19 protein-coding genes are annotated in these 21,700 nt (G+C 64.0%); 4 read left to right on the top strand and 15 right to left on the bottom strand.

Going from position 1 to position 21,700, the window contains the following annotated elements; genetic code table 11:
- Nucleotides 1–162 precede the first annotated feature (162 nt).
- The 5 genes from ACZ92H_RS09825 to ACZ92H_RS09805 form a co-directional block, all read right to left on the bottom strand.
- Entirely contained in the window at nucleotides 163–3,114 is a 2,952-nt protein-coding gene (locus ACZ92H_RS09825) for a ribonucleoside-diphosphate reductase subunit alpha (protein WP_465049178.1), read from the bottom strand.
- Between the two features lie 394 nt (nucleotides 3,115–3,508).
- Nucleotides 3,509–4,120 carry a 1,6-anhydro-N-acetylmuramyl-L-alanine amidase AmpD gene (gene ampD, locus ACZ92H_RS09820; RefSeq protein ID WP_131373726.1) on the bottom strand — a complete coding sequence of 204 codons (612 nt, stop codon included), beginning with the start codon at nucleotides 4,118–4,120 and terminating at the stop codon, nucleotides 3,509–3,511.
- On the bottom strand, nucleotides 4,098–5,186 hold the full coding sequence (locus ACZ92H_RS09815) for a sigma-54 interaction domain-containing protein (protein ID WP_465049177.1): 1,089 nt from the start codon (nucleotides 5,184–5,186) through the stop codon (nucleotides 4,098–4,100). Before ACZ92H_RS09815 ends, ampD begins: the two co-directional genes overlap by 23 nt.
- Nucleotides 5,187–5,299: 113 nt before the next feature.
- On the bottom strand, nucleotides 5,300–5,560 hold the full coding sequence (locus ACZ92H_RS09810) for a PP0621 family protein (RefSeq protein WP_077408507.1): 261 nt from the start codon (nucleotides 5,558–5,560) through the stop codon (nucleotides 5,300–5,302).
- Nucleotides 5,557–6,360: a cytochrome C assembly family protein gene (locus tag ACZ92H_RS09805; RefSeq protein WP_131373619.1), complete on the bottom strand. Its 804-nt coding sequence runs from the start codon at nucleotides 6,358–6,360 to the stop codon at nucleotides 5,557–5,559. The genes ACZ92H_RS09810 and ACZ92H_RS09805 overlap by 4 nt, the downstream gene beginning before the upstream one ends.
- Before the next feature lie 339 nt (nucleotides 6,361–6,699).
- On the opposite strand from ACZ92H_RS09805, the gene ACZ92H_RS09800 reads away from it, so the two are divergent.
- A complete protein-coding gene (locus ACZ92H_RS09800) occupies nucleotides 6,700–7,239 on the top strand; it encodes a hypothetical protein (RefSeq protein ID WP_465049176.1) in 540 nt (179 codons plus the stop codon).
- 83 nt (nucleotides 7,240–7,322) lie between these two features.
- Here the strand turns inward: ACZ92H_RS09800 and ACZ92H_RS09795 are convergent, their stop codons facing one another.
- The 8 genes from ACZ92H_RS09795 to ACZ92H_RS09760 form a co-directional block, all read right to left on the bottom strand.
- Complete coding sequence (locus ACZ92H_RS09795; protein WP_465049174.1) at nucleotides 7,323–8,312, bottom strand: ABC transporter substrate-binding protein; 990 nt, start codon at nucleotides 8,310–8,312, stop codon at nucleotides 7,323–7,325.
- A gap of 193 nt (nucleotides 8,313–8,505) precedes the next feature.
- Nucleotides 8,506–10,500 carry a MacB family efflux pump subunit gene (locus tag ACZ92H_RS09790; RefSeq protein ID WP_465049246.1) on the bottom strand — a complete coding sequence of 665 codons (1,995 nt, stop codon included), beginning with the start codon at nucleotides 10,498–10,500 and terminating at the stop codon, nucleotides 8,506–8,508.
- Nucleotides 10,501–10,505: 5 nt separating this feature from the next.
- Entirely contained in the window at nucleotides 10,506–11,693 is a 1,188-nt protein-coding gene (locus tag ACZ92H_RS09785; protein WP_465049173.1) for an efflux RND transporter periplasmic adaptor subunit, read from the bottom strand.
- A 91-nt stretch (nucleotides 11,694–11,784) separates the two neighbouring features.
- Nucleotides 11,785–12,126 carry a DUF3325 domain-containing protein gene (locus tag ACZ92H_RS09780; protein WP_131373615.1) on the bottom strand — a complete coding sequence of 114 codons (342 nt, stop codon included), beginning with the start codon at nucleotides 12,124–12,126 and terminating at the stop codon, nucleotides 11,785–11,787.
- Nucleotides 12,123–13,826 carry a PepSY-associated TM helix domain-containing protein gene (locus tag ACZ92H_RS09775; protein WP_465049172.1) on the bottom strand — a complete coding sequence of 568 codons (1,704 nt, stop codon included), beginning with the start codon at nucleotides 13,824–13,826 and terminating at the stop codon, nucleotides 12,123–12,125. The genes ACZ92H_RS09780 and ACZ92H_RS09775 overlap by 4 nt, the downstream gene beginning before the upstream one ends.
- Complete coding sequence (locus ACZ92H_RS09770) at nucleotides 13,823–14,104, bottom strand: hypothetical protein (RefSeq protein WP_131373614.1); 282 nt, start codon at nucleotides 14,102–14,104, stop codon at nucleotides 13,823–13,825. Before ACZ92H_RS09770 ends, ACZ92H_RS09775 begins: the two co-directional genes overlap by 4 nt.
- Nucleotides 14,105–14,328: 224 nt before the next feature.
- Nucleotides 14,329–15,333, bottom strand: a complete 1,005-nt coding sequence (locus tag ACZ92H_RS09765) for a FecR domain-containing protein (protein ID WP_465049170.1) — start codon at nucleotides 15,331–15,333, stop codon at nucleotides 14,329–14,331.
- The gene (locus ACZ92H_RS09760; RefSeq protein ID WP_465049169.1) at nucleotides 15,330–15,839 is read right to left on the bottom strand and encodes a sigma-70 family RNA polymerase sigma factor; all 510 of its coding nucleotides are present in this window, start codon (nucleotides 15,837–15,839) and stop codon (nucleotides 15,330–15,332) included. The genes ACZ92H_RS09765 and ACZ92H_RS09760 overlap by 4 nt, the downstream gene beginning before the upstream one ends.
- A 286-nt stretch (nucleotides 15,840–16,125) precedes the next feature.
- On the opposite strand from ACZ92H_RS09760, the gene ffh reads away from it, so the two are divergent.
- Both ffh and ACZ92H_RS09750 read left to right on the top strand, forming a co-directional pair.
- A complete protein-coding gene (gene ffh / locus ACZ92H_RS09755; protein ID WP_034780269.1) occupies nucleotides 16,126–17,493 on the top strand; it encodes a signal recognition particle protein in 1,368 nt (455 codons plus the stop codon).
- Nucleotides 17,494–17,929: 436 nt separating this feature from the next.
- Nucleotides 17,930–18,325: an SWIB/MDM2 domain-containing protein gene (locus tag ACZ92H_RS09750; RefSeq protein ID WP_071650146.1), complete on the top strand. Its 396-nt coding sequence runs from the start codon at nucleotides 17,930–17,932 to the stop codon at nucleotides 18,323–18,325.
- Between the two features lie 154 nt (nucleotides 18,326–18,479).
- Here the strand turns inward: ACZ92H_RS09750 and ACZ92H_RS09745 are convergent, their stop codons facing one another.
- Complete coding sequence (locus tag ACZ92H_RS09745; RefSeq protein WP_465049168.1) at nucleotides 18,480–19,097, bottom strand: lytic transglycosylase domain-containing protein; 618 nt, start codon at nucleotides 19,095–19,097, stop codon at nucleotides 18,480–18,482.
- A complete protein-coding gene (locus tag ACZ92H_RS09740; protein ID WP_465049167.1) occupies nucleotides 19,094–20,833 on the bottom strand; it encodes a proline--tRNA ligase in 1,740 nt (579 codons plus the stop codon). The genes ACZ92H_RS09745 and ACZ92H_RS09740 overlap by 4 nt, the downstream gene beginning before the upstream one ends.
- Before the next feature lie 204 nt (nucleotides 20,834–21,037).
- On the opposite strand from ACZ92H_RS09740, the gene ACZ92H_RS09735 reads away from it, so the two are divergent.
- Complete coding sequence (locus tag ACZ92H_RS09735) at nucleotides 21,038–21,670, top strand: RNA pyrophosphohydrolase (RefSeq protein ID WP_131373610.1); 633 nt, start codon at nucleotides 21,038–21,040, stop codon at nucleotides 21,668–21,670.
- Nucleotides 21,671–21,700 lie beyond the last annotated feature (30 nt).

The raw sequence follows: 21,700 nt of genomic DNA, 5'->3' as shown, positions 1-21,700 counted from the left end.
CCTTTCCATGCCGGCGAGCCGGCGATCCGCAACAGGCCCGTTCAATCGGACAATACGGACATTAACAACATTGAATCAGCCCGACCGTGCCGGGCTGACCACTTTAAATGATTTCAACACCGTCGCGCGCAAGCCCGACAGGGCGTTCCGCGCATCCGGCTGTTACTGGCAGGCTTCGCATTCCTCAAAGCCGTCATCGCCGGGACGCAGGTAGCAAGCTTCGCCATCCGCATCGTCCGCTGCCGCTGCCACCACCGGCGCCGCCGCCGGAGCGGCTGCCACCGCGGCAGCTGCCGCTGCGCTGTGCGCGCTGGCCGACATGCCGCCGTCGACTGCCACGGCGTTCAGCGCGCCCGTCTTGGAGGTCGACTTCTCCATGTGGGTAGCGGCGATGGTGCGCAGGTAGTAGGTGGTTTTCAGGCCACGCAGCCATGCCAGCTTGTAGGTCTCGTCGAGCTTCTTGCCCGACGCGCCAGCCATATAGATGTTCAGCGACTGGGCCTGGTCGATCCACTTCTGGCGACGCGAAGCCGCTTCCACCAGCCAGCTTGGCGACACTTCAAAGGCGGTGGCGTAGATATCGCGCAGGTCTTGCGGGATGCGGTCGATCTTCACCAGCGAGCCGTCGAAGTACTTCAGGTCGGAGATCATGACTTCATCCCACAGGTCGCGCGCCTTCAGGTCGCGCACCAGGTAGCCGTTGATCTCGGTAAATTCGCCCGACAGGTTCGATTTCACGTACAGGTTCTGGAACGTCGGCTCGATACAGGCCGATACGCCAATGATGTTCGAGATCGTCGCCGTCGGGGCGATCGCCACGCAGTTCGAGTTGCGCATGCCGAACTTGGCGATGCGTTCGCGTACCGGGGTCCAGTCCATGGCCGACGAGGAATCGACTTCCAGGTAGCCGCCGCGCTCTTCGGCCAGGAGTTTCACCGAGTCCTGCGGCAGGATGCCACGATCCCACAGCGAACCGGCATACGATTCATAGCGGCCGCGCTCTTCGGCCAGTTCCGTCGACGCCAGGTAGGCGTAGTAGCAGACGGCTTCCATCGAGGTGTCGGCGAACGACACGGCGGCGTCCGAGGCGAACGGGATGCGCATCATGTGCAGGCAGTCCTGGAAGCCCATCACGCCCATGCCGACCGGACGGTGGCGCATGTTCGAATTGCGCGCCTTGTCGACGGCGTAGTAATTGATGTCGATGACGTTGTCGAGCATGCGCATGGCGGTGCGGACGGTCTTGGCCAGCTTGACGTGATCGAGCTTGCCTTCCTTCATGTGCGCCGGCATGTTCACGGAACCCAGGTTGCAGACGGCGATTTCATCGCTGCTGGTGTTCAGGGTGATTTCCGTGCACAGGTTCGAGCTGTGGACGACGCCGACGTGCGACTGCGGGCTGCGGATGTTGCAAGGGTCCTTGAACGTGATCCATGGGTGGCCCGTTTCAAACAGCATCGACAGCATCTTGCGCCACAGGTCCAGTGCGGCGATCTTCTTGAAGACGCGGATTTCGCCGGCGGCGGCCTTGGCTTCGTAGCCCACGTAAGCCTGCTCAAAGGCCTTGCCGACCTTGTCGTGCAGGTCTGGCGTGTCCGACGGCGAGAACAAGGTCCACTCGCCTTTTTCCATGACGCGCTTCATGAACATGTCGGGAATCCAGTTCGCCGTGTTCATGTCGTGCGTGCGGCGGCGGTCATCGCCCGTGTTCTTGCGCAGGTCGAGGAATTCCTCGATGTCCATGTGCCAGGTTTCCAGGTAGGCGCAGACGGCGCCCTTGCGCTTGCCGCCCTGGTTGACTGCCACGGCCGTGTCATTGACGACTTTCAGGAAAGGCACCACGCCTTGCGACTTGCCGTTGGTGCCCTTGATGTGGGCGCCCAGGGCGCGCACTGGCGTCCAGTCGTTACCCAGGCCGCCGGCGAACTTGGCCAGCAGCGCGTTGTCCTTGATGGCGTCGTAGATGCCTTCCAGGTCATCGGAGACGGTGCTCAGGTAGCACGACGACAGCTGCGAGCGCAGGGTGCCCGAGTTGAACAGGGTCGGGGTCGAGCTCATGAAGTCGAACGAGGACAGCAGGCTGTAGAACTCGATGGCGCGCGCTTCGCGGTCCGCCTCGTTCAGCGCCAGGCCCATGGCCACGCGCATGTAGAACGCCTGCGGCATTTCGATGCGCACGTCCTGGATGTGCAGGAAGTAGCGGTCATACAGGGTTTGCAGGCCGATGTAGCCAAATTGCAAGTCGCGGTCGGCAACGATGGCTTTGGCCAGGCGCTCCAGGTCGAAGCTGGCGAGTACCGGGTTCAGCAGCTCGGCGGCGATGCCCTTGGCGATGTATTGCGGGAAATATGTCAGGTATTCGGCGGCAGCGGCCGCTTGCGGCACTTCCTTGCCGAACACTTCCTTGCGCACCGTGTGCAGCAGGATGCGGGCCGTGACCTGGCTGTAGGCCGGGTCTTTTTCCATCAGCGCGCGCGCCGCCAGGATGGCCGACTTGTGCAGTTCTTCCACCGGCACGCCGTCGTACAGGTTTTTCACGGTTTCCGCCAGGATGGCATCGGCATCGACGTGCTTTTCCAGGCCGGCGCAGGCAGCGTTGATCAGGTCGCGCACTTCCTGCATGTCCAGCAGGCGGCGCACGCCGTTGTCGGTCACGTTCAGTTGCGGTGCGGTCACTTGCGCGGAAGCGCCTTGCGCTTCCTTCTGCAGGCGGCGCTCTTCCATGTGCTTGGCACGGTACAGCACGTAGGCACGCGCCACGTCGTGCTCGCCCGAACGCATCAGCGACAATTCCACCTGGTCCTGCACGTCTTCGATATGGAAGGTGCCGCCGCCCGGGTGGCGGCGTACCAGCGCGGCCACGACGCCGTCCGTCAATTGTTCCACCAGTTCGCGGATGCGGGCCGACGCGGCGCCCTGGCCGCCGTTAACGGCCAAAAACGCCTTGGTCATGGCGATGGCGATCTTCGAAGGCTCAAATGCCACCACCGCACCGTTGCGGCGGATGATGCGATAGTCGCCCAAGGCCGCGCCCGTACTCGCCACGCTATTGGCCGCGCCTGGCGCTGGCGATACTGGCGTTGGATGGATGGAAATATCTTGAGGTGATTGCATTGAAGCTCCCGTTGTCAGCTAAAGTCAGCCTGCAGTTTTGCTGCCGCGTGTGTGGTTGAATAGAACGCCCGATGGTCAGGGTTTCTTCAGGTAATAGTGTTGCTAAATAGTAAATTCATAATGCACGAACAGGGTCAGAATCCATATCGCCAAACCGCCCTGCCTGGCTGGCGCGAAACACGATCAAGGGTGGTGAACCGCCAGTTTCCATTGCCATGACAGCAAGTAGAGTGGCTTTGACAATAATTCTGAAAACGTCTGAGGTGGCACTAGATATAGTCTTTAAATCCAATTTCTGTACTAATTGTAGTGCCCATCGAAAGGGGATGCAATAGTTTTCCGGCATCGGCCGGCGTAATTTTTTGTGCTTTCTTCTACGATTTCGGTTGACTTTTCAGGCCGGCGGCGGGAAGCCCAATGCCCGCGTAGTAAGCGCTAACGCAGGCCGTTCCCGCTGGGTTTCCTGCCAGCATTCTTGATAGAAATGCCAGTCAAAAAACGGCCCCGGATCCGTCTTCCTTCCCGGCGCCACATGCTCATGGCCACGCACATGCGCCAGCCCGTAGCGCGCCGCCAGCGCCGCCGTCAGTGCCGCCAGCACGCGGTATTGCCGCGGCTGAAAGGGGACGAAGTCCGAACCTTCCAGTTCGATACCGACGGAATAGCCATTGCACTGCGGGCGTCCCTCGAACGAGGACGTGCCGGCATGCCAGGCGCGCTGGTCAGCCGAAACATATTGCAACAGCGCACCGTCGCGCCGCACAAAAAAGTGCGCCGAGACCTGCAAACCACGCAGGTCGGCAAAAGAAGGATCGGCATTATAATCTACCCGGCCGGTAAACAAGTCCGACACATGCGGCCCGCCAAAGTGGCCGCCAGGCAAGCTGATATTATGGATCACCAGCAAGTCGATCTGCGCCCCTTCCGGGCGCGCATCGCAGTACGGCGAGTCGTAGCGCACGGCGCCATCGCACCAGCCATCGTCATCTATCTTCCATGCCGTCATCAAAGCGGGGCTCCTGTATCGTCAACTTGTGCATCCTGTAACGCAGCTGGCGCACGCTGATGCCCAGCTGCTGCGCCGCCCGCGCGCGGTGATAGCGTTCCCGCACCAGGGCCAGCGTGATCATTTCCCGCTCCGCCTGGCACAAATACCATGCCAGCGGCAACACCGGCGCCATGCTGCGCGGCGCCATGCCGGGCAGCGACAATTGCCGTTCCGGCACTGGCGATGCCGGCCGCAAGGGCGTGATGCTGGCACCGGTGCCGGCGCTCGCCGCCGGCGGCAAGCCCAGGCCATCGGCGACGATCACGCCATCGTCGGCAAAAGCCAGCGCCCGCTCCAGCATGTTCTCCAGTTCGCGCACATTGCCGGGAAACGCATGCGCGGCCAGCGCCGCCAGCACGGACGGCGCCAGGCGCACGCCTTGCCGTGGCGCCAGGCGCGTCAGGATAGCCTCACATAATACCTGCAGATCGGCCAGCCGTTCCCGCAGCGGCGGCACGGCGAGCTCGATGACATTCAGCCGGTAATACAAATCGCGGCGAAACGTGCCGGCCGCCACGCCGCGCGCCAGGCCGTGCTGGCTGGCGCACAGGATGCGCACGTCGACGGCTTCGTCCCGGCTGCCGCCCAGCTTGCGCACGCGGCGCTCCTGCAGGGCGCGCAAGAGCTTCACTTGCATGGCCAGCGGCAAATCGTCCACTTCATCGAGCAGCAGGCTGCCGCCATGCGCCGCCTGGAACAAGCCCTGGCGCTCATGCAGGGCGCCCGTGTAAGCGCCCTGGCGGCAGCCAAAGAATTCCGCCTCCATCAGCGCTTCGGGAATGGCGCCGCAATTGACGGCAATAAACGGCAAGCCCGCGCGCGCGCCCTGCGCATGGATGGCGCGCGCCGCCAGCTCCTTGCCGCTGCCCGATTCGCCACGGATGGCCACCGGTGCGCCGCTGCCGGCAATGCGGCGGATCTGCGCGCGCAGCGCCTGCATGGCGGGCGAGTTGCCGATCAGTTGCGGCGCCGCCGGCATGCCGGCGGCGGCCAGGCCAGGCGAACGGGAGAGGGAGTCAGGCATCAGCGGGCCTTTCTGCGATGACGGCCGGAGCCGCTTCCTGCAGATGCTACGCCTGGCGGACCAGAGGGGACGTTACGATACGGATGAGCAATGCAGGGACGGCGCGCGACCGCTTACAGCGTGGCGTGCGCGTGGCTGCAGTAATCGTGGCCCTTGGCCTGCACGTTTTCGGACGCCGGGTAATAGACGCCGCAATGGGCGCAGCACAGCATCAGCTCGGCATCAGGCAATTCCTGCGGCCGCACCGGCGGCGTAAACGGGTTGGGCCGCTGCTGCTGTTGCGCACGGGCACGCTGCTGCATGCCACGGATCTTGCTGCGGATAGCAAACAGCACCAGAAACACCAGCGCCAGCCAGAATAAAACACGTGTCATGCGAATCCTCGGTGTAAAACCACTTCAAGTACAAAACGGCTGCCGACATAGGCCAGCAGCAAGGTGGCGAAACCGGCCAGGGTAAAGGTCAAGGCCGTCTTGCCGCGCCAGCCGCGAAAACGGCGGCCCGCCAGCAAGGCGGCGAACAGCAGCCACGACAGCATGGTAAACACCGACTTGTGATCCCAGTTCAGGGCCTTGCCAAACAGCTGTTCGGAAAAGACGATGCCAGACAGCACGGTCAGGCTGAGCAAGATGAAGCCCAGGCCGATCATGCGGAACAATAATTTTTCCATCGTCAGCAGGGCCGGCAACTGGTCCAGCGCGCTGCCGATGAAGCCGCGGCTTTCGCTGCGCGTATGCAGGCGCGATTCCTGCAGCGCCATCAGCACGGCGTGGAAAGCGGCGATCGTCAGGGTGCTATAGGCAAGCACGGCCACGGCGATGTGCCAGCCGAAGACGGCCGACTTGCCTTCCATGCTGACCTGGCTGCCGGGAAAGGCCCAGGCCAGGCCGATGGCGATGACGGCGCTGGGCATGACCATGCGGCGCAAGCCATCGAGGCTGAAATTGCGGTTCTCGATCCAGTAAGCGCCCACGGACACCCACAGCGCGGCCGACAGCATGGCGGAAAAACCGAAGCGCAAGGTGCCCGGCGCCATCAGGTCGAACCACAGGGTGGCGGCATGCGCCAGCCAGGCGACGCCTGTCAGCCCGGCAATGAGCCGGGGCCGCGACGGGGGAAGCACCGCACACGCCGCATATAACAGGGCGGCGACGAGAAAGAAGTAAGTCTGCATGTTTTAAGTTTACACCATAGCCGGCAAGCGCGATTCGGGGTAGCGGCACGGCACAGGCACTTGGCCGCCAGCCGATACCGCAAGCCTGCCATGATATCGCGCCTGAGGGGCGGCGGGGTGGCGCACCCTCAAGATTTTGGCAATCTTTCCCCGCACTGGCGCATCTCACGCAGCGGCCATGTTGCCATCATGATTAGCCAGTCCTATAATTATGTCCACAGAGCAACTTCCAACTGCCGCCATCTCCCTTTCGCCACTTTTCCCATCGCCATGCTTTCTTTTAAAAAAATTTCCTGGACTTGCCTCCTGCTGGCCGTTTGCACCGTCCTCAGCGGCTGCATGAAAGATACGCCGTCCCAGTCCACCTATGAAGACTATTTCCGCACCTCGATCCAAAGCTATGACCTGTACAAGGATTACTTTGACATCGCCAAGCTGGAAAAGCTGAATGGCTGGAAAGAAAACGAACAGTATGAAATCAAGGGCTCGGCAATCCTGCGCGCCAAAGTGGGCTACCTGGAGTTGCTGGCCGACATGGCCGACAAACTCGAGGCGCAAGCAAGGGCGGACAGTTCCGCGGGCATGAGTATGGGACTGGGCCTGATGGCGCGCGGCATGGGCGGCGAAAACAAGGCCTTCCGCACATTCTGGGCGCAGGAGCAGGAAAAGAAGGCCATCCCCGCGGCCTTGCTGGCGCGCCAGGCGGCGATGACGGCCGAGCGCTTCGAGAACCTGCTGCAATGGGCGGACCAGATCGTGCTGGACAATTACGGCGCCATCATCAACCGCCAGCTCAAGAAAGGCGATGAACTGACGCGCATCTACACCCTGAGCTTCCGGCAGACGGAAAAAGGCTGGATGGGCTTTAACGCCCGCTAACCGCCCGCCGGCGGCAAGCGCGCAGCATGAAAAAACCTCCGCGGCATCACTGGCGCGGAGGTTTTTTTTCATGACTTCCTGATTTACTTCACATTCAGGCTCTTTTTCGCCTGTTCCAGCAAATCCGTCTTGACCCAGTCCTTGGCCACGGGCGGCTTCGCCATGCGGCCCACGCCCGTTTTCACCATCACATCGGTGGTGATCTGGATATGCTCGGGCGTGATGTCATACGAATACGGCGAGTTGCTGATCGCATCGTCGAAGTCGTCTTTCGTGATCTGCCCGCGGAACACCACTTCGCGCACGTATTTCTCTGCCGTCGCCTTGTTGTCGATAAAGGTCTTGGTGGCCTCGACGAAGCAGCGCATGAATTTTTCCGCCACGGGGCGGCGTTCCTTGTAGAACTTTTCCGTCATCACCATGGTACGCACGGGTTCGCCGATCGGCGTGTCATACGGCTTGATGACTTCAGTGCCGAAACCCTTGTTGATGGCTTGCGACGATTGCGGCTCCGACTGCATCATGGCGTCGATATTCTTGCCCATCAGCGCCTGGTTCAGGTCGGCGTAGGCGAGGAACACCAGCTGCACGTCCTTGCCCTTGGTTTCGGCATACGTCAGGCCCGCCTGCGACAGTTCCGCCAGCAGCAGCACTTCCTGGATGCCGCCGCGCGTCACGCCCACGCGCTTGCCCTTCAAATCTTTTACATTGGCAATTTTTTGCCCCGCCCCCGCCACCAGGCGCGCGCCGCCCTTGGCAAAGCCGGCCACCACGTAGATGGGCGCGCCGCCGGCGCGGCCGGAAATGGCCGCCTCGGACGCCGTCGCGCCCACGTCCAGTTCGCCGGCGATGATGGCCTGCATCACGTCGAGCCCCTTGGCAAAGACATGCTCTTCCACCTTGATGCCGCACTTGGGCGCAATTTCCTTGATATACGACACGGCGCCGTAATGGGCAAATTTCAAGTTGCCCAGGCGCACTACTTCCTGCGCCTGCGCCTGCACGGCGCCCATGCCGAACGCCAGCATGAGGGCGGCGGCAATACCGGTCTTCAAGGTCAATTTCTTTTGCATCGGGTTCTCCTGTGGTGGTTGGTGTGTGCCCGCCAGGGCAAGACTACGCGAAACACTGCTTTTTTATTATGGGGAGATAGTACCGTGTGTTGAACCGAGAGCAATCTTTTTTATGGAAAGCCTGCCCTGGCGTTGTTGCTACAACGCAAAGGCAGGCGAACATGCCAGCAGAATGCCCGGCCGCGCGACAGGATTACTGTCCCGCCAGCGCCACCACGGGATCGAGTCCCGACGCCTTGCGCGCCGGCATGAAGCCAAACACCAGTCCCGTCACCACGGCGCAGCCAAACGCGCCGGCGATGGCGCTCAGCGAAAAGATCACGGGCACGTCCCACGCCAGCAGCAAGCCGGCCACCGTCACGCCGACCACGATGCCGGCCACGCCGCCCACCACCGACACCAGCACGGCTTCGGTGAGGAACTGGCGCAGGATGTCGCGCCGGCGCGCGCCCGTCGCCATGCGGATGCCGATTTCACGCGTGCGCTCGCGCACCGTCATCAGCATCACGTTCATGACGCCGATGCCGCCCACCACCAGGGAGACGGCGGCGATCAGGCTGAGCATGATGGTCATGTTGTCCTGCGTCTTCGCTTCCGCGGCGATCGACGCGGCCGCGTTGCTGATGCCGTAGTCGCGGATGCCGTGGCGCTCGAACATGGTGGCGTCGACGGCCGCCTCCACTTCCGTCACGCGCTTGACGTCGGCCACCGCCATGACGGTGTACGTCGGCTCGCGCTGGCCGAAGACGCGGATGCCGGCCGTGGAAAACGGCAGCAGCAGCACGTCGTCTTCATCCTTTTCGCCCGTCAGGGCGCCCTTCGCGCTCATCACGCCGATCACCTGGAACGGCACGTTGCCGATCAGGATGTTCTGTCCCACGGGATTGGCCACGTCGGGCATCAGCTTTTCCGCCAGGTGCGCGCCCAGCACGGCCACGGTGGCCATCTCGCGCTCGTCTTCCTCGGTAAAGAAGCCGCCCTTGGCCACGGGCCAGGTCTGGATCTGCGGCAGCGCCGGGCCCGTGCCCCGCACGTAGGTCTGCACGTCGAGGTTGCCGTGGCGAATCACCTTGTTGCCCGTGACATTCGGCAGCACGTGGGAAATGCCCGGCACGTCCTTGAGCGCATCGAGGTCGGCCAGGGTGATGCTGCGCCCGGGAATGCGCGAGCTTTCGCCGCGCGACGCCATGTACAGCAAATTCGAGCCGAAGGCGCCCAGTTGCGCCATCACCTGCTGGCGCGTGCCCAGGCCGATGGCCAGCATGACGATCACGGACGCGACGCCGATGATGATGCCCAGCAGGGTCAGGCCCGTGCGGAAGCGGTTGATCCACAGCACGCGCCAGGCGGCGCGCGCCGCGTCGAGCAGTTCCGTGCCCAGCGACGCGCCCGTATCGTGGGCGGCGCGCGACATGTCCAGCGGCGGCAGGGCCGTCGAGGCGGCGGGAATGGCGATGGCGCCCGAGTCTTCAACGATGGCGCCGTCGCTGATCTCGATCACGCGGCGCGCCTGGGCGGCCACCTTGCGGTCATGCGTGATCAGGATGATGGTGTGGCCCGCGTCGGCCAGTTCGCCCAGCAGGGCCATGACTTCGGCGCCGCTGCTGCTGTCGAGCGCCCCCGTCGGTTCATCGGCGAGGATGATGCGCCCGCCGTTCATCAGGGCGCGGGCAATCGACACGCGCTGCTGCTGCCCGCCCGACAACTGGTTCGGACGGTGGTCGAGCCTGTCCTTCAATCCCAGGCGCTTGAGCAGCGCTTCGGAGCGGGCATGGCGGGCGCTGGCGGGCATGCCCGCATACAGGGCCGGCACTTCCACGTTTTCGCGCGCCGATTCCGTGGCGATCAGGTGGTAGCCCTGGAAGACGAAGCCGAACGCTTCGCGCCGCAGCCACGCCAGTTCATCGGGATTCAGGCTGGCCACGTCCTGGCCGGCGAAGCGGTACGTGCCGTCGCTGGGCCGGTCCAGGCAGCCCAGCAGATGCATCAGGGTCGACTTGCCGGAACCGGAGGCGCCGACGATGGCGACGAATTCGCCGGCGCCGATAGACAGGGTCACGCCGCGCAGCACTTCCACGGCCGGCGCGCCGTCATGGCCGCCATAGCGCTTGCGGATGCCGTGCAACTCAATCAGTGGCGTCGGCTGGCCAGCTTCGCCAGGTTGCCCCAGCGAGCCGGCCTCGCTCATGGCGCTCATAGCTGGAACCTGCTGGCGCCGCCGCCGGCCGGCTGCTCGCCCGTCACCAGCAGTTCGCCTTCGCGCAAGCCTTGCAGCACTTCCGCATTCAGGCGGTTGCGCACGCCCACGGTAACGGCGCGCGTCCCCACATTGCCGTCGGCATCCATCACGCGGGCCGTGAACTGCCCGGGCTTCGCGCCTTCCTCCATCGATGGTTTCAGGGCCGGCAGGGGCACGGCCAGCACGTTTTTCGCCGCCGCCGTGACGAACACCACTTGCGCCGTCATCTGCGGCATCAGTTCGCCGTCGGCATTATCCACGTCGAACAGCACGGTATACAGAATCACCTTGCTGGTCGACGGCGCCAGGGGCGTGCCGGCGGCGGAACCGCCGGGCACCGGCGGCGCCGGCAGCACCTGCCGCACCTTGCCGCTCCAGCGCCGCTGGTCGCCGCCCAGGGTGGTGAAGTACACGGGCATGTCCGGACGCACGCGGCGCACGTCCGCTTCCGACACTTCCGTCCACACCGTCATGGCCGACAGGTCGGCGATGCGCAGGATGTTCGGCGTCTGGTAGGTGGCGTTCAGGGTCTGCCCTTCCTTCGCGTCCAGGCCCACCACCTTGCCGGCCATCGGCGCATAGATGCGCGTGTAGCCCAGGCGCGCCTCGTCCGCCTTCAGGCTGGCCTGGGTCTGGTCGATCTGCGCCTTCAGGTGGTCGATCTTGGCGGCGGCCGAAGCCAGGGTGGCTTCCGCCGTTTCCAGGTCGGCCAGCGGGGTGGAGTCGAACTTGGCCATCTGCTTCTGGCGTCCGTGCTGCTGGCCCGCCAGGCGGTGCTGCGCCTGCTGGTCGGCCAGCTGCGCGCGCAAGCCCGCCAGCGCGGCGCGGCCCGCGTCGACCGTGGCTTGCTGCACGCTGGGATCGATCTCGGCCAGCAACTGGCCTTTTTCCACGGCGCTGCCGGGCTGCACGTGCAGGCGCGTGATCTGGCCCGACACCTGGGCGCCCACGTCGACATAGGTCTGCGGCTGCAGGGTGCCGATGGCCGTGACGCTGGCCTCGATGTTGCCGCGCTTGACGGGGGCCGTGTCGAACACGGTTTTCGGGCCACGCGTGGCCCACAGGGCGCCGGCGCCGAACAGCGCCAGCAAGACCACGCCACCGAGGATGCGGGCGCGGCGGGAAGGCAGGCGGGCCGCCATCAGGCATCCGCCTTGTTACGATAACCAACGTCAAACAATGTCGCCAAGCGTGAAAAATGCATCTGTCTATCCTTGAAATATGCAGTCGGAATTACTGCAGGAACGTCACAAGACCTGCCAGCGCGGCGACGGCTGCCAGCAGGGAACTACGAAACAGGACGGTGGGCGCGTAGGGCAGCAGCAGGGCCACCAGCAGCGCACCGGCCGAGAGGAACCCCAGCCAGGCGACCACGCCGACGGTGGCGCTCCAGCCGGCCACGCAGGGCCAGATCGCCAGCGCCAGCAACACGGCGCCGGCCAGCTGCAGCGCGCGCCGCACGTTCGGCGCCGCGTCGCGCCCCCAGACCTGGCCGTGATGGCGGTCCATCGCCAGGGAGAGGCTGGCCATGCCCGCGTACGACAGGCCCAGCGCGCAAAGAATGGCATGCATCATGACTGTCCTTCCGTGTTTATTTGCAGGCTGGCCGATGGCGCCGCGCCATCCTTGACGGCGGCTTTTTTCAGCGGCTTTTCCTTGCGCTTGTGGACCTTCCACGCGCCCCAGGCGGCCAGCAGGCCGAATGCCATGCTGCACAATTCCACGCCGGCGCTTTCCCAGTCGCCACGGGCGATCTGCGCCGCCAGGTTGTCGCCCGTGCTCAGCACATTCAATACGGGCAGCAGCAGGCACAGGGCCGCCAGCAGGCACAATTGCTCGATCCACGCGCGCTTTTCCCCGCGCAGGCAGGCATGCGCCAGCATCACGAACCACACGCCGAAGAAGGCGCGCACTTCCCAGCCGGCGCGCTGCTCGATGCCGACGGGGATCAGGCGGTTGGCCCACAGGTAGCCGGCGCAGGCGACGGCCAGGCCGGCGATCGCCGCCACGTTCAGGCATGCGATGACGCGGTACACGCGCTGCGTATAGGCGCCGAACTCGCCGCCGGACTTCTGGCGCCGCTTGACCATGAACAGGATGGCGCCCGTGCCCATCATGGCCGTGCCGGCCAGGCCGCAGAGGAAATACAGCCAGCGCATCGGCGTGCCGCCGAAACCGGCCATGTGCAGGTTCGACATGACGACGCGCGTCAGGCCCGCGCCGCCCGTGCTCGACTCGCCCGGCTGGCGCACGGCGATCTGTTCGCCCGTGGCCAGCGCGTAGCAAGCCATGCCCGTGTTGGCGCTGATGCGCTCCATCGTCTCCGCCTCTTCATTCCAGCCGTACATGCACACGCGCATGGAAGCGTCGTTCGGATTGTCCAGCACCACGGCGCGGATTTCCTGGCCGATGGCCTGCTCGGCGCGCTGCGCGAACGGTTCCAGCGCGGGGATGGCCAGCGCCTGGCCCGTTTTCACGGGCTTGCCCGCATCGTTCCAGTCGCTCAGGAAGGCTTTCTTGGGATTGTCCATGCCGTATTGCGCCACCACGGGCGCCGGCACGTAATCGTCGCTGAAGAACGACAGGCCCGTATAGGCGATCATGAACTGGAACGGCAGCGTGAGCACGGCCACCGCGTTGTGCGCGTCGAGCCAGGAGCGCTGGCCCTTGGCCGGGCGGAAGGTGAAGAAATCCTTGAAGATGCGCTTGTGCGTGATGACGCCGCTGACCAGCGCCACCAGCATGATCATGGTGGTGATGCCGACGATCCACACGCCGATGCGGCCCGCGTGCAGCTCGTAGTGGAAATCGACGAAATGGTGGCCGCCGATGGTCTCGCGCTCGGTGGCCTCGCGCGCATGCTCGACGACGGCGCCCGTCAGCGGGTCGAGTTCCGCCGAGCCGTAGCCGCCGCCAGGCTGGAACCAGTAGGCGGACAGGCCGTGGCCGGGACGCTGCACGGGCCAGATTTCCCACATGTCCGCCTGCGGGTGCTCCTTCGCCATGAAGTCCAGCGCCAGCTCCAGGCGGTGGCCGCGGTCCGTGACCTTGGGCAGCGGCGGGTCGTTCGCGTGCGCCGCCTCGGCCAAGGCGTGCTCGGGCGTCATCCAGTGGCCGATCGGATCATCGAAGACGGCCAGGGAACCCGTCAGGAAGATGGCGAACAGCAGCCAGGATATCCACAGGCCGCTCCACGTGTGCAGCCAGGCCATGGCCTGGCGCAAGCCGCCCTGCTGGGGCGTTTTGACCACTTTATCGACCTTCACGGCGTTCATGCGGCACCTCGCGACAGCAGCATGCCGATGCCGCCGCACAGGATGGCCGGCAGCAGCATGCCCAGCCAGACGCGGCGCAGGTCCTGCACGGCAAAGACCCAGATGACGGCGCAGGTGTACACGACAAAGGCGCTCAGGGTGGCCGTCAGCACGGCTTCGGCGCGCGACAGCGGCAGCACGGCCGCCAGCAGCACGGCCACGCCGGACGTCAATGCATAGCCGCCAAAGACGGCGGCAAGCACGCGCGAAAACAACAGCATGTTGGCGGATTTCATCATCGCGGCGCCCCTGGGTATGGCTGTTGTGCCGGGCGGCAGACCTTGTACATCAGATGCATCACACTGCGTCCTTCCATCTAGGTTGACCATGGCGGCGGCACGCAGCGGCATGAAACCGGGCCGCGTGGCGCCTTGCATGGGTACGGCATATTGAGTCTCTCAACTACAGGTGCCGCGAGAATCGAAAACGGGCAGGCAGATTGACACTATTTTTTATCGAGGGGCTACGGCGCGGGTTCCACCGTGACCCAATACCGCGTGCGGCTGCGCACCTGCACCGGCAGGGAATTGGGCAGCATGTTCAGGATGCGCTGCGTATCGGCCAGCGGGAACACGCCCGACAGGCGCAGCTGCGCCACTGCCGGCGCGCAATGGATGACGCCGGGGCGGTAGCGGGCCAGGTCGGCCAGGAAGTCGGCCAGGGTCACGTCGTCGACGATCATCTGCCCGCGCGACCAGGCATCCGCATACGCGTCGATGGCGTGCGGCGCGTCCGGCGCCTGGCGCGAAAACGCCACGCCGCGCCCGGCCGCCAGCCGCAACGGATCAGTATCGCCGTCGCGCGGACGGATTTCGACGGCGCTTTCAAACACGTCCACCGTGCTGTAGCCATCCTGCTGGCGCACGGAAAAGCGCGTGCCCAGCGCGCGCACCAGGCCTTCTCGCGTGGCCACTTCCAGCGGCGCGGCGCTGCCAGCGCCGTGGCCGCTGACGACGAGGATTTCGCCGGCCAGCAATTCGATCAGGCGGCGGCTGGCGTCAAAACGCACGTTCACGGCCGATCCCGTATTCAGGCTGAGCACGCTGCCATCGGCCAGCGCCACGTCGCGCCGCTCGCCCGTGGCCGTGCGGTAATCGGCGCGCAGGCTGCGCGCGCCATCCCAGGCAGGCGTCTGCGCGGCCAGCAAGCCGCCGCCGGCCGCCACGCCCAGCCATGCCAGCAGCTGGCGCCGCTTGCCGCTGGCGGGCGGCCCGGCGCTGGCCAATGCCTGCGCGACCGCCGCGCGCTGCGCGCCGTCGCCGTACGCGCCGTGGAAACGCCGGGTGACGGCTTCGATATGCTGCCAGGCCCGTTCATGTTCCGGATCGAGCGCACGCCAGCGCAGCCATGCCGCCTGCCCGGCCTCATCCATCTCGCCCGACATCCGCATCGTCAGCCACTCGGCCGCCTGCTGCTGCACCTCGTCGCGGATGGCCGCCGAGGCCGCCGTTCCACCTGGCGCGCTCATGCCGGCAGGGAGAAAAACACCTGGCGGTTGGCACGCGTCAGGTATTGCTTGACCGAGCTGGCCGACACTTGCAAGCGCGCGGCGATCTCGGCATAGCTGAGCCCTTCCAGTTGCGCCAGCAAAAACGCCGTGCGCACGGGGCCGGGCAAGCCATCGAGGGCCGCGTCGATCTCCTGCAGCGCTTCGAGTGCCAGCAGGCGCGCTTCCGGCGCGGGCGCCACCTCGGGCGGCAGGCAGGACAGCGCATCCAGGTAGGCCTCTTCCAGCACTTGCCGGCGGTAGCGGTGCGCCACCAGGCGGCGCGCGATGGTGGCGAGAAATGGCCGCGCCTCGCGGATCTGCGGCGCCGTGCCATGCGTCAGCACGCTGATGAAGGTATCCTGCGCCAGGTCCGCCGCCTCGCTCGCATTGCCCAGCTTATGCCGCAGCCAGCCCTGCAGCCAGCCATGATGGCTGCTGTAGAGCGCGTGCAAGTCCTGTTGCTGGAGAAAATCGGCGGCCGGCATGGCATCCTCCCTGGTCAGGCGCCGCGCGCCCGAGAATGTAAATAAGAATTATTCTCATTTTAACCGCGTTCGTGCCATTCGTGCAATCGCGGCGTTGCCAGAACTACCAAGTAATTCAAAAGCAGGCCGACCGCCAGGCTGCGCAGCAGGGGAACGCCGGCGCCCCGCGATGGGGTAAAATGGCGCCCACGTCCGGTTTAGCACCTACCCCAGCAGATGAATGCATCTCCTGCCGGGGCAGGCACTTAGCGCCGCCCACTCCCAAGCTTTTCATTGCAGGTTCATCATGCTAGATAATCTCACCCAACGGCTTGCCAAAGTCGTCAAGACCATGCGCGGCGAGGCGCGCCTGACCGAAGCGAACACCGCCGACATGCTGCGCGAAGTGCGCCTGGCGCTGCTCGAGGCCGACGTCGCCCTGCCCGCCGTGCGCGAATTCATCGCCAAAGTCAAAGAAAAAGCCATGGGCGAGGATGTCATTTCCTCGCTCACGCCTGGCCAGGCCCTGGTGGGCGTGGTGCAGCGCGAGCTGGCCGCCCTGATGGGCGCCGACCTGGGACCGGAAGCGTCGCAGATCAGCTTTGCCCAGCAGCCGCCCGCCATCATCCTGATGGCCGGTCTGCAGGGTGTGGGCAAGACCACCACCGTCGGCAAGCTGGCGAAGTACCTGAAAGAAGAAAAGAAGAAGAAAGTGCTGACTGTCTCGGCCGACGTGTACCGTCCCGCCGCGATCGCCCAGCTGCAATCAGTCACCGCCCAGGTGGGCGCCGACTTCTTCCCGTCCAGCAGCACGGACAAGCCCGTCGATATCGCCCTGGCCGCGCTGGACTGGGCGAAAAAGCATTACCACGACGTACTGATCATCGATACGGCGGGCCGCCTGGGTATCGACGAAGAAATGATGCGCGAAATCGCCGCCGTCCATGGCGCCGTGAAACCGATCGAAACCCTGTTTGTCGTCGACGCCATGCTGGGGCAGGATGCCATCAACACGGCCAAGGCCTTCAATGACGCGCTGCCGCTGACGGGTATCGTGCTGACCAAGCTCGACGGTGACGCGCGCGGCGGTGCGGCCCTGTCCGTGCGCCACATCACGGGCAAGCCCATCAAGTTTGCCGGTGTGTCGGAAAAACTCGACGGCCTGGAAGCGTTCGACCCGACCCGCATGGCCAACCGCATCCTGGGCATGGGCGACATCCTGGCCCTGGTGGAAGAGGCGCGCAAGGGCGTCGACAGCAAGGCGGCAGCCGACCTGGCGCAAAAAATCAAGGTCGGCGGCAAGTTCGACATGAACGACTTCAAGGCGCAGCTGGGCCAGATGAAGAAAATGGGCGGCATGGCCAATCTGATGGACAAGCTGCCGGCCCAGTTCCAGCAGGCGGCAGGCGGCAAGAACATGGACCAGGCCGACAAGCAGGTGCGCCGCATGTGCGGCATCATCGACTCGATGACGCCGCAGGAGCGCGCCAAGCCGGAGCTGATCAAGGCCACGCGCAAGCGCCGCATCGCCGCCGGCGCCGGCGTGCAGGTGCAGGAAGTGAACCGCATGCTGACGCAATTCGAGCAAATGCAGACGATGATGAAGAAATTGTCGGGCGGCGGCATGATGAAGATGATGCGCTCCATGAAGGGCATGATGCCCGGCATGAGGTAGTGGAAGGCTTCAAAATCCGCTGCGCGGTGGTCTTTGCGGCCGGCGATGCTCACCGTACTAAAGTACGGTTGCGCTTCTCGGCCGCAAATACCGTCCGCTCGCTGGGATTTTGAAGGCCTTTTTTACGCCGCGCGAGGCGTAGTTCAAATCCAGAAACACCGTTATAAAATAATGCCGGATTGCATTTTCATGTGTCCGGCATCACTCTTCCCTCCCTCCGCAGTCCCCCTCCCCGCATAGCCAGCAACCATGCCATTTACGGGCAAAAACGCGCTGGCGCGCCCCCAAGCGGTGCGCCCGGGAGACAGGCGCGTCATTTCGCTGCTTTTTCCTCGTGAAAACGTGAAAAACACTTGCATACTAGGTAAATCCACACCAATATTAGCCGTGCGATTAATTGCGCAATTTCCCATGTGTTTGTTAAGGAGGCTCGAAGATGGCAACAGCCAAAAAAACCCCAGTAGCAGCGCCAGCCAAAGCAGCAGCAGCCAAGCCTGCAGCCGCCAAGAAAGCAGCACCCGCAGCCAAGGCAGCAGCTAAACCGGCAGCGGCGAAGAAAGCGGCAGCACCGGCAACACCACGCAAGCCAAACGCAGCATTCATGAAAGCAATGACGCCATCGAAAGATCTGGCCGCCGTTGTTGGCGCAGCACCACTGCCGCGCACGGAAGTGACCAAAAAGGTATGGGATTACATCAAAAAACTCGATCTGCAAGATCCGGCCAACCGCCGCATGATCAATGCGGACGACAAGCTGAAAGCAGTTTTCGGCGGCAAAGCCCAAGTCTCCATGTTTGAAATGACGAAACTCATCTCCGATCATTTGAAATAATCAGATACGCGCAGGGCGTTACGCGCCGTGCGAGTGCCCCGCCGCATTACTGCGAGCGGGGCATTTTTTTGCTGTGAGTGTCAACAATGTTGTCGGATTACGGTCTTTCAGACCTAATCCGACCTACATCCTGCCGGCGGTCTGCCCCCAGCCCTCATTTGAATTCCCACTGCTTCCAAGCCGCCCTGACCGCATTCGGATACTCGGCCCGTCCCCGGCTGCCGTTGTAGCGGCCCAGCGCCAGGTACAAATCCCCTCGCTCCATGTCCAGGTACATGCGCAGGATGGCGCAGCCATAGCGCAGATTCGTCTGCATGTGGAACAGCTTGCTGCGGTCGCTGTCGCCGATGACGCCCGTCCAGAACGGCATCACCTGCATGTAGCCGCGCGCGCCGGCCAGCGAGACGGCATATTTGCGGTAGGCTGACTCGACCTGGATCAGGCCCAGCACAAGGGCCGGCTCCAGGCCCGCGCGGCGCGACTCATACCAGACGGTTTCCAGAAATTCCGTGCGCAGCTGGGCATCCGGCAGCTTGCGCTGCAGGCGTTGCGACATCTGCGCCAGCCATTGCTGGTAGCGCTGCAGGTCGGCAGGGGTGGCAAATCGGGGTTGCGGCGGACGCTCGTCGCGGATCGCGTGCGACAGCGCCAGGCGGACGGAGTCGGCCAGCGCCTCCTCCTTCTGGTTGCCCGCCTGCGCCAGAGAGACGCAGGCCAGGCAGGCGGCCAGCGCGAGCGCGCCGGCCGTCTTGCTTAACGAGCAGCGCTTCACTGCGCCATTTGACCCTGGATGAAGGCGACGATCTCGTCCGGCGCCACGCCGGTGGCTTCCGCATCGCGGCGGCCCTGGTATTCCAGCTTGCCTTCTTTCAGTCCCCGTTCGCCGATGACGATACGGTGCGGCACGCCAATCAGTTCCCAGTCAGCAAACATGGCGCCAGGACGCAGGCCGCGGTCGTCGACGATGACATCCACGCCAGCGCCTTGCAGGGCCGCGTACAGCTTCTCCGTCTCTTCCTTGACCAGTTCGCTGCGGTCCATGCCCATCGGGCACAGCACGACCTCGAACGGCGCGATCGACGCGGGCCAGATGATGCCCTTGTCGTCGAAGTTCTGTTCGATGGCGGCGCCCAGGATGCGCGTGACGCCGATGCCGTAGCAGCCCATCTGCAGCGGCGCCGGCTTGCCGTTTTCATCGAGGAAGGTGGCTTTCATGCTTTCCGAGTACGCCGTACCCAGCTGGAACACGTGGCCCACTTCGATGCCGCGCTCGATGGCCAGTGCGCCCTGGCCGTCCGGCGAGGCGTCGCCGGCGACGACATTGCGCAGATCGGCAACGATGGCAGGCTCGGCCACGTCACGGCCCCAGTTGGCGCCCGTGTAGTGGAAACCGGCCTCATTCGCGCCGCAGACGAAGTCGCTCATGTGCGCAACCGTGCGGTCCGCCACCACGGTGACGGGGACGCGGGTGCCAATCGGGCCAAGGTAGCCAGGAACGGTGCCATAGACTTCCAGGATTTCCGCTTCCGTCGAGAAACGGTGACCGGCCAGGCCGGCAACCTTGCCCACCTTGATGTCGTTCAATTCATGGTCGCCGCGCAGCAGCAGCATGAAGTGCTGTTTCGTGACTTTCTCGTCCTTGCCAACGATTTCCACCGTCAGGGCGATGGTTTTCACCGTCTGCGACAGGGCTATGCCCAGCAGGCTGGCCACGGTTTCGCACTTGACGGTGTCCGGCGTGGCCGTCTTCGTCAGCGTCTGGCTTGCTGCCGGACGCTCGCCCGCTGGCGGCAGCGCTTCTGCCGCTTCCATGTTGGCCGCGTAGTCGGACGTCGGGCAATACACGAGCGCGTCTTCACCCGTGTGGGCGATGACGTGGAATTCGTGCGAACCGGAACCGCCGATGGCGCCGTTATCGGCCGCCACGGCGCGGAATTTCAGGCCGAAACGCGTGAAGATGCGCGTGTAGGCATCAAACATGACCTTGTACGACGCCTGCATGCCGGCCAGGTCGCGGTCGAACGAATAGGCGTCCTTCATGGTGAATTCGCGGCCGCGCATCAGGCCGAAACGGGGACGGCGCTCGTCGCGGAACTTGGTCTGGATATGATAAAAGTTCAGCGGCAGCTGGCGGTAGGACTTGATTTCCGTGCGCACGACGTCCGTGATGACTTCTTCCGACGTCGGCTGGATCGCGTATTCGCGGCCGTGGCGGTCTTTCACGCGCATCAGTTCGTCGCCCATCTTGGTCCAGCGGCCCGTTTCCTGCCACAGTTCGGCTGGCTGCACGAGCGGCATCAGCAGTTCGATGCCGGCGGCCTTGTTCATCTCGTCACGGATGATGGCTTCCACCTTGCGGATCACGCGCAAGCCCATCGGCATGTAGGTATAGATGCCGGAACCGAGGCGTTTGATCATGCCTGCACGCATCATCAATTGGTGGCTGACGATTTCCGCGTCAGAAGGTGCATCTTTAAGTGTGGAAATAAAAAAACGGGAGGCGCGCATAACGGTGAATTCTTTTTAAAAAGAGAGGGTTATAATCAACCTAATTTTAAAGGATTAGCTGGCTGATGCGTCCATACTTTACACAAATGCGCTCAATTGGTGCGATTCCGGCCCTTTTCGCACCCCGAAAAGGCTGCCGGCTTGCGGAGTTGTGGGTAATTATGTAAAAAAAGACGCTCTGTCGCAGAAAGTTTGAGGTGCATTATGCTCGACCGTGAAGGGTTTCGGCCCAACGTCGGCATCATCCTGCTAAACGCCCAGAACGAGGTGTGGTGGGGCAAGCGGGTGCGCGAGCACTCATGGCAGTTTCCGCAAGGCGGTATCAAATATGGCGAAACTCCGGAACAAGCCATGTTTCGCGAACTTGAAGAGGAAATCGGACTCAGACAGGAACACGTCAAAATTGTCGGCCGCACCCGCGACTGGCTGCGCTATGAAGTGCCAGACCACTTCATCAAGCGCGAGATTCGCGGCCACTACCGTGGCCAGAAGCAGATTTGGTTTCTGCTGAGAATGTGCGCGCGCGATAACGACGTCAATCTGCGCCTGACCGACCATCCCGAGTTCGACGCCTGGCGCTGGCATGAGTACTGGGTCCCGCTCGATGTCGTGATTGAATTTAAACGCGATGTGTACCAGCGCGCCTTGCAGGAGCTGTCCCGCTTCCTGACCTGGCCCGTGCATGGCAACGCACAGCAGCAGCACCGCCACACGGCGCGCTACCTGCGCCAGCCCCACGCGCCGCGCGCGCAGGACGGCGTGGCAGCGGCAAAACCTTGCGACGGTCCCGCCGCCGAAGGACGCACGCCGGAGCTGATCCTGCCGGGCAAGGGGTAGTCCGCCGCAATGAACGCATTCTCCCACGCA

Source organism: Janthinobacterium foliorum, assembly GCF_978021625.1.
The sequence above is the reverse complement of the archived record's forward strand: the minus strand, read 5'-3'. Positions and strand labels throughout refer to the sequence as shown.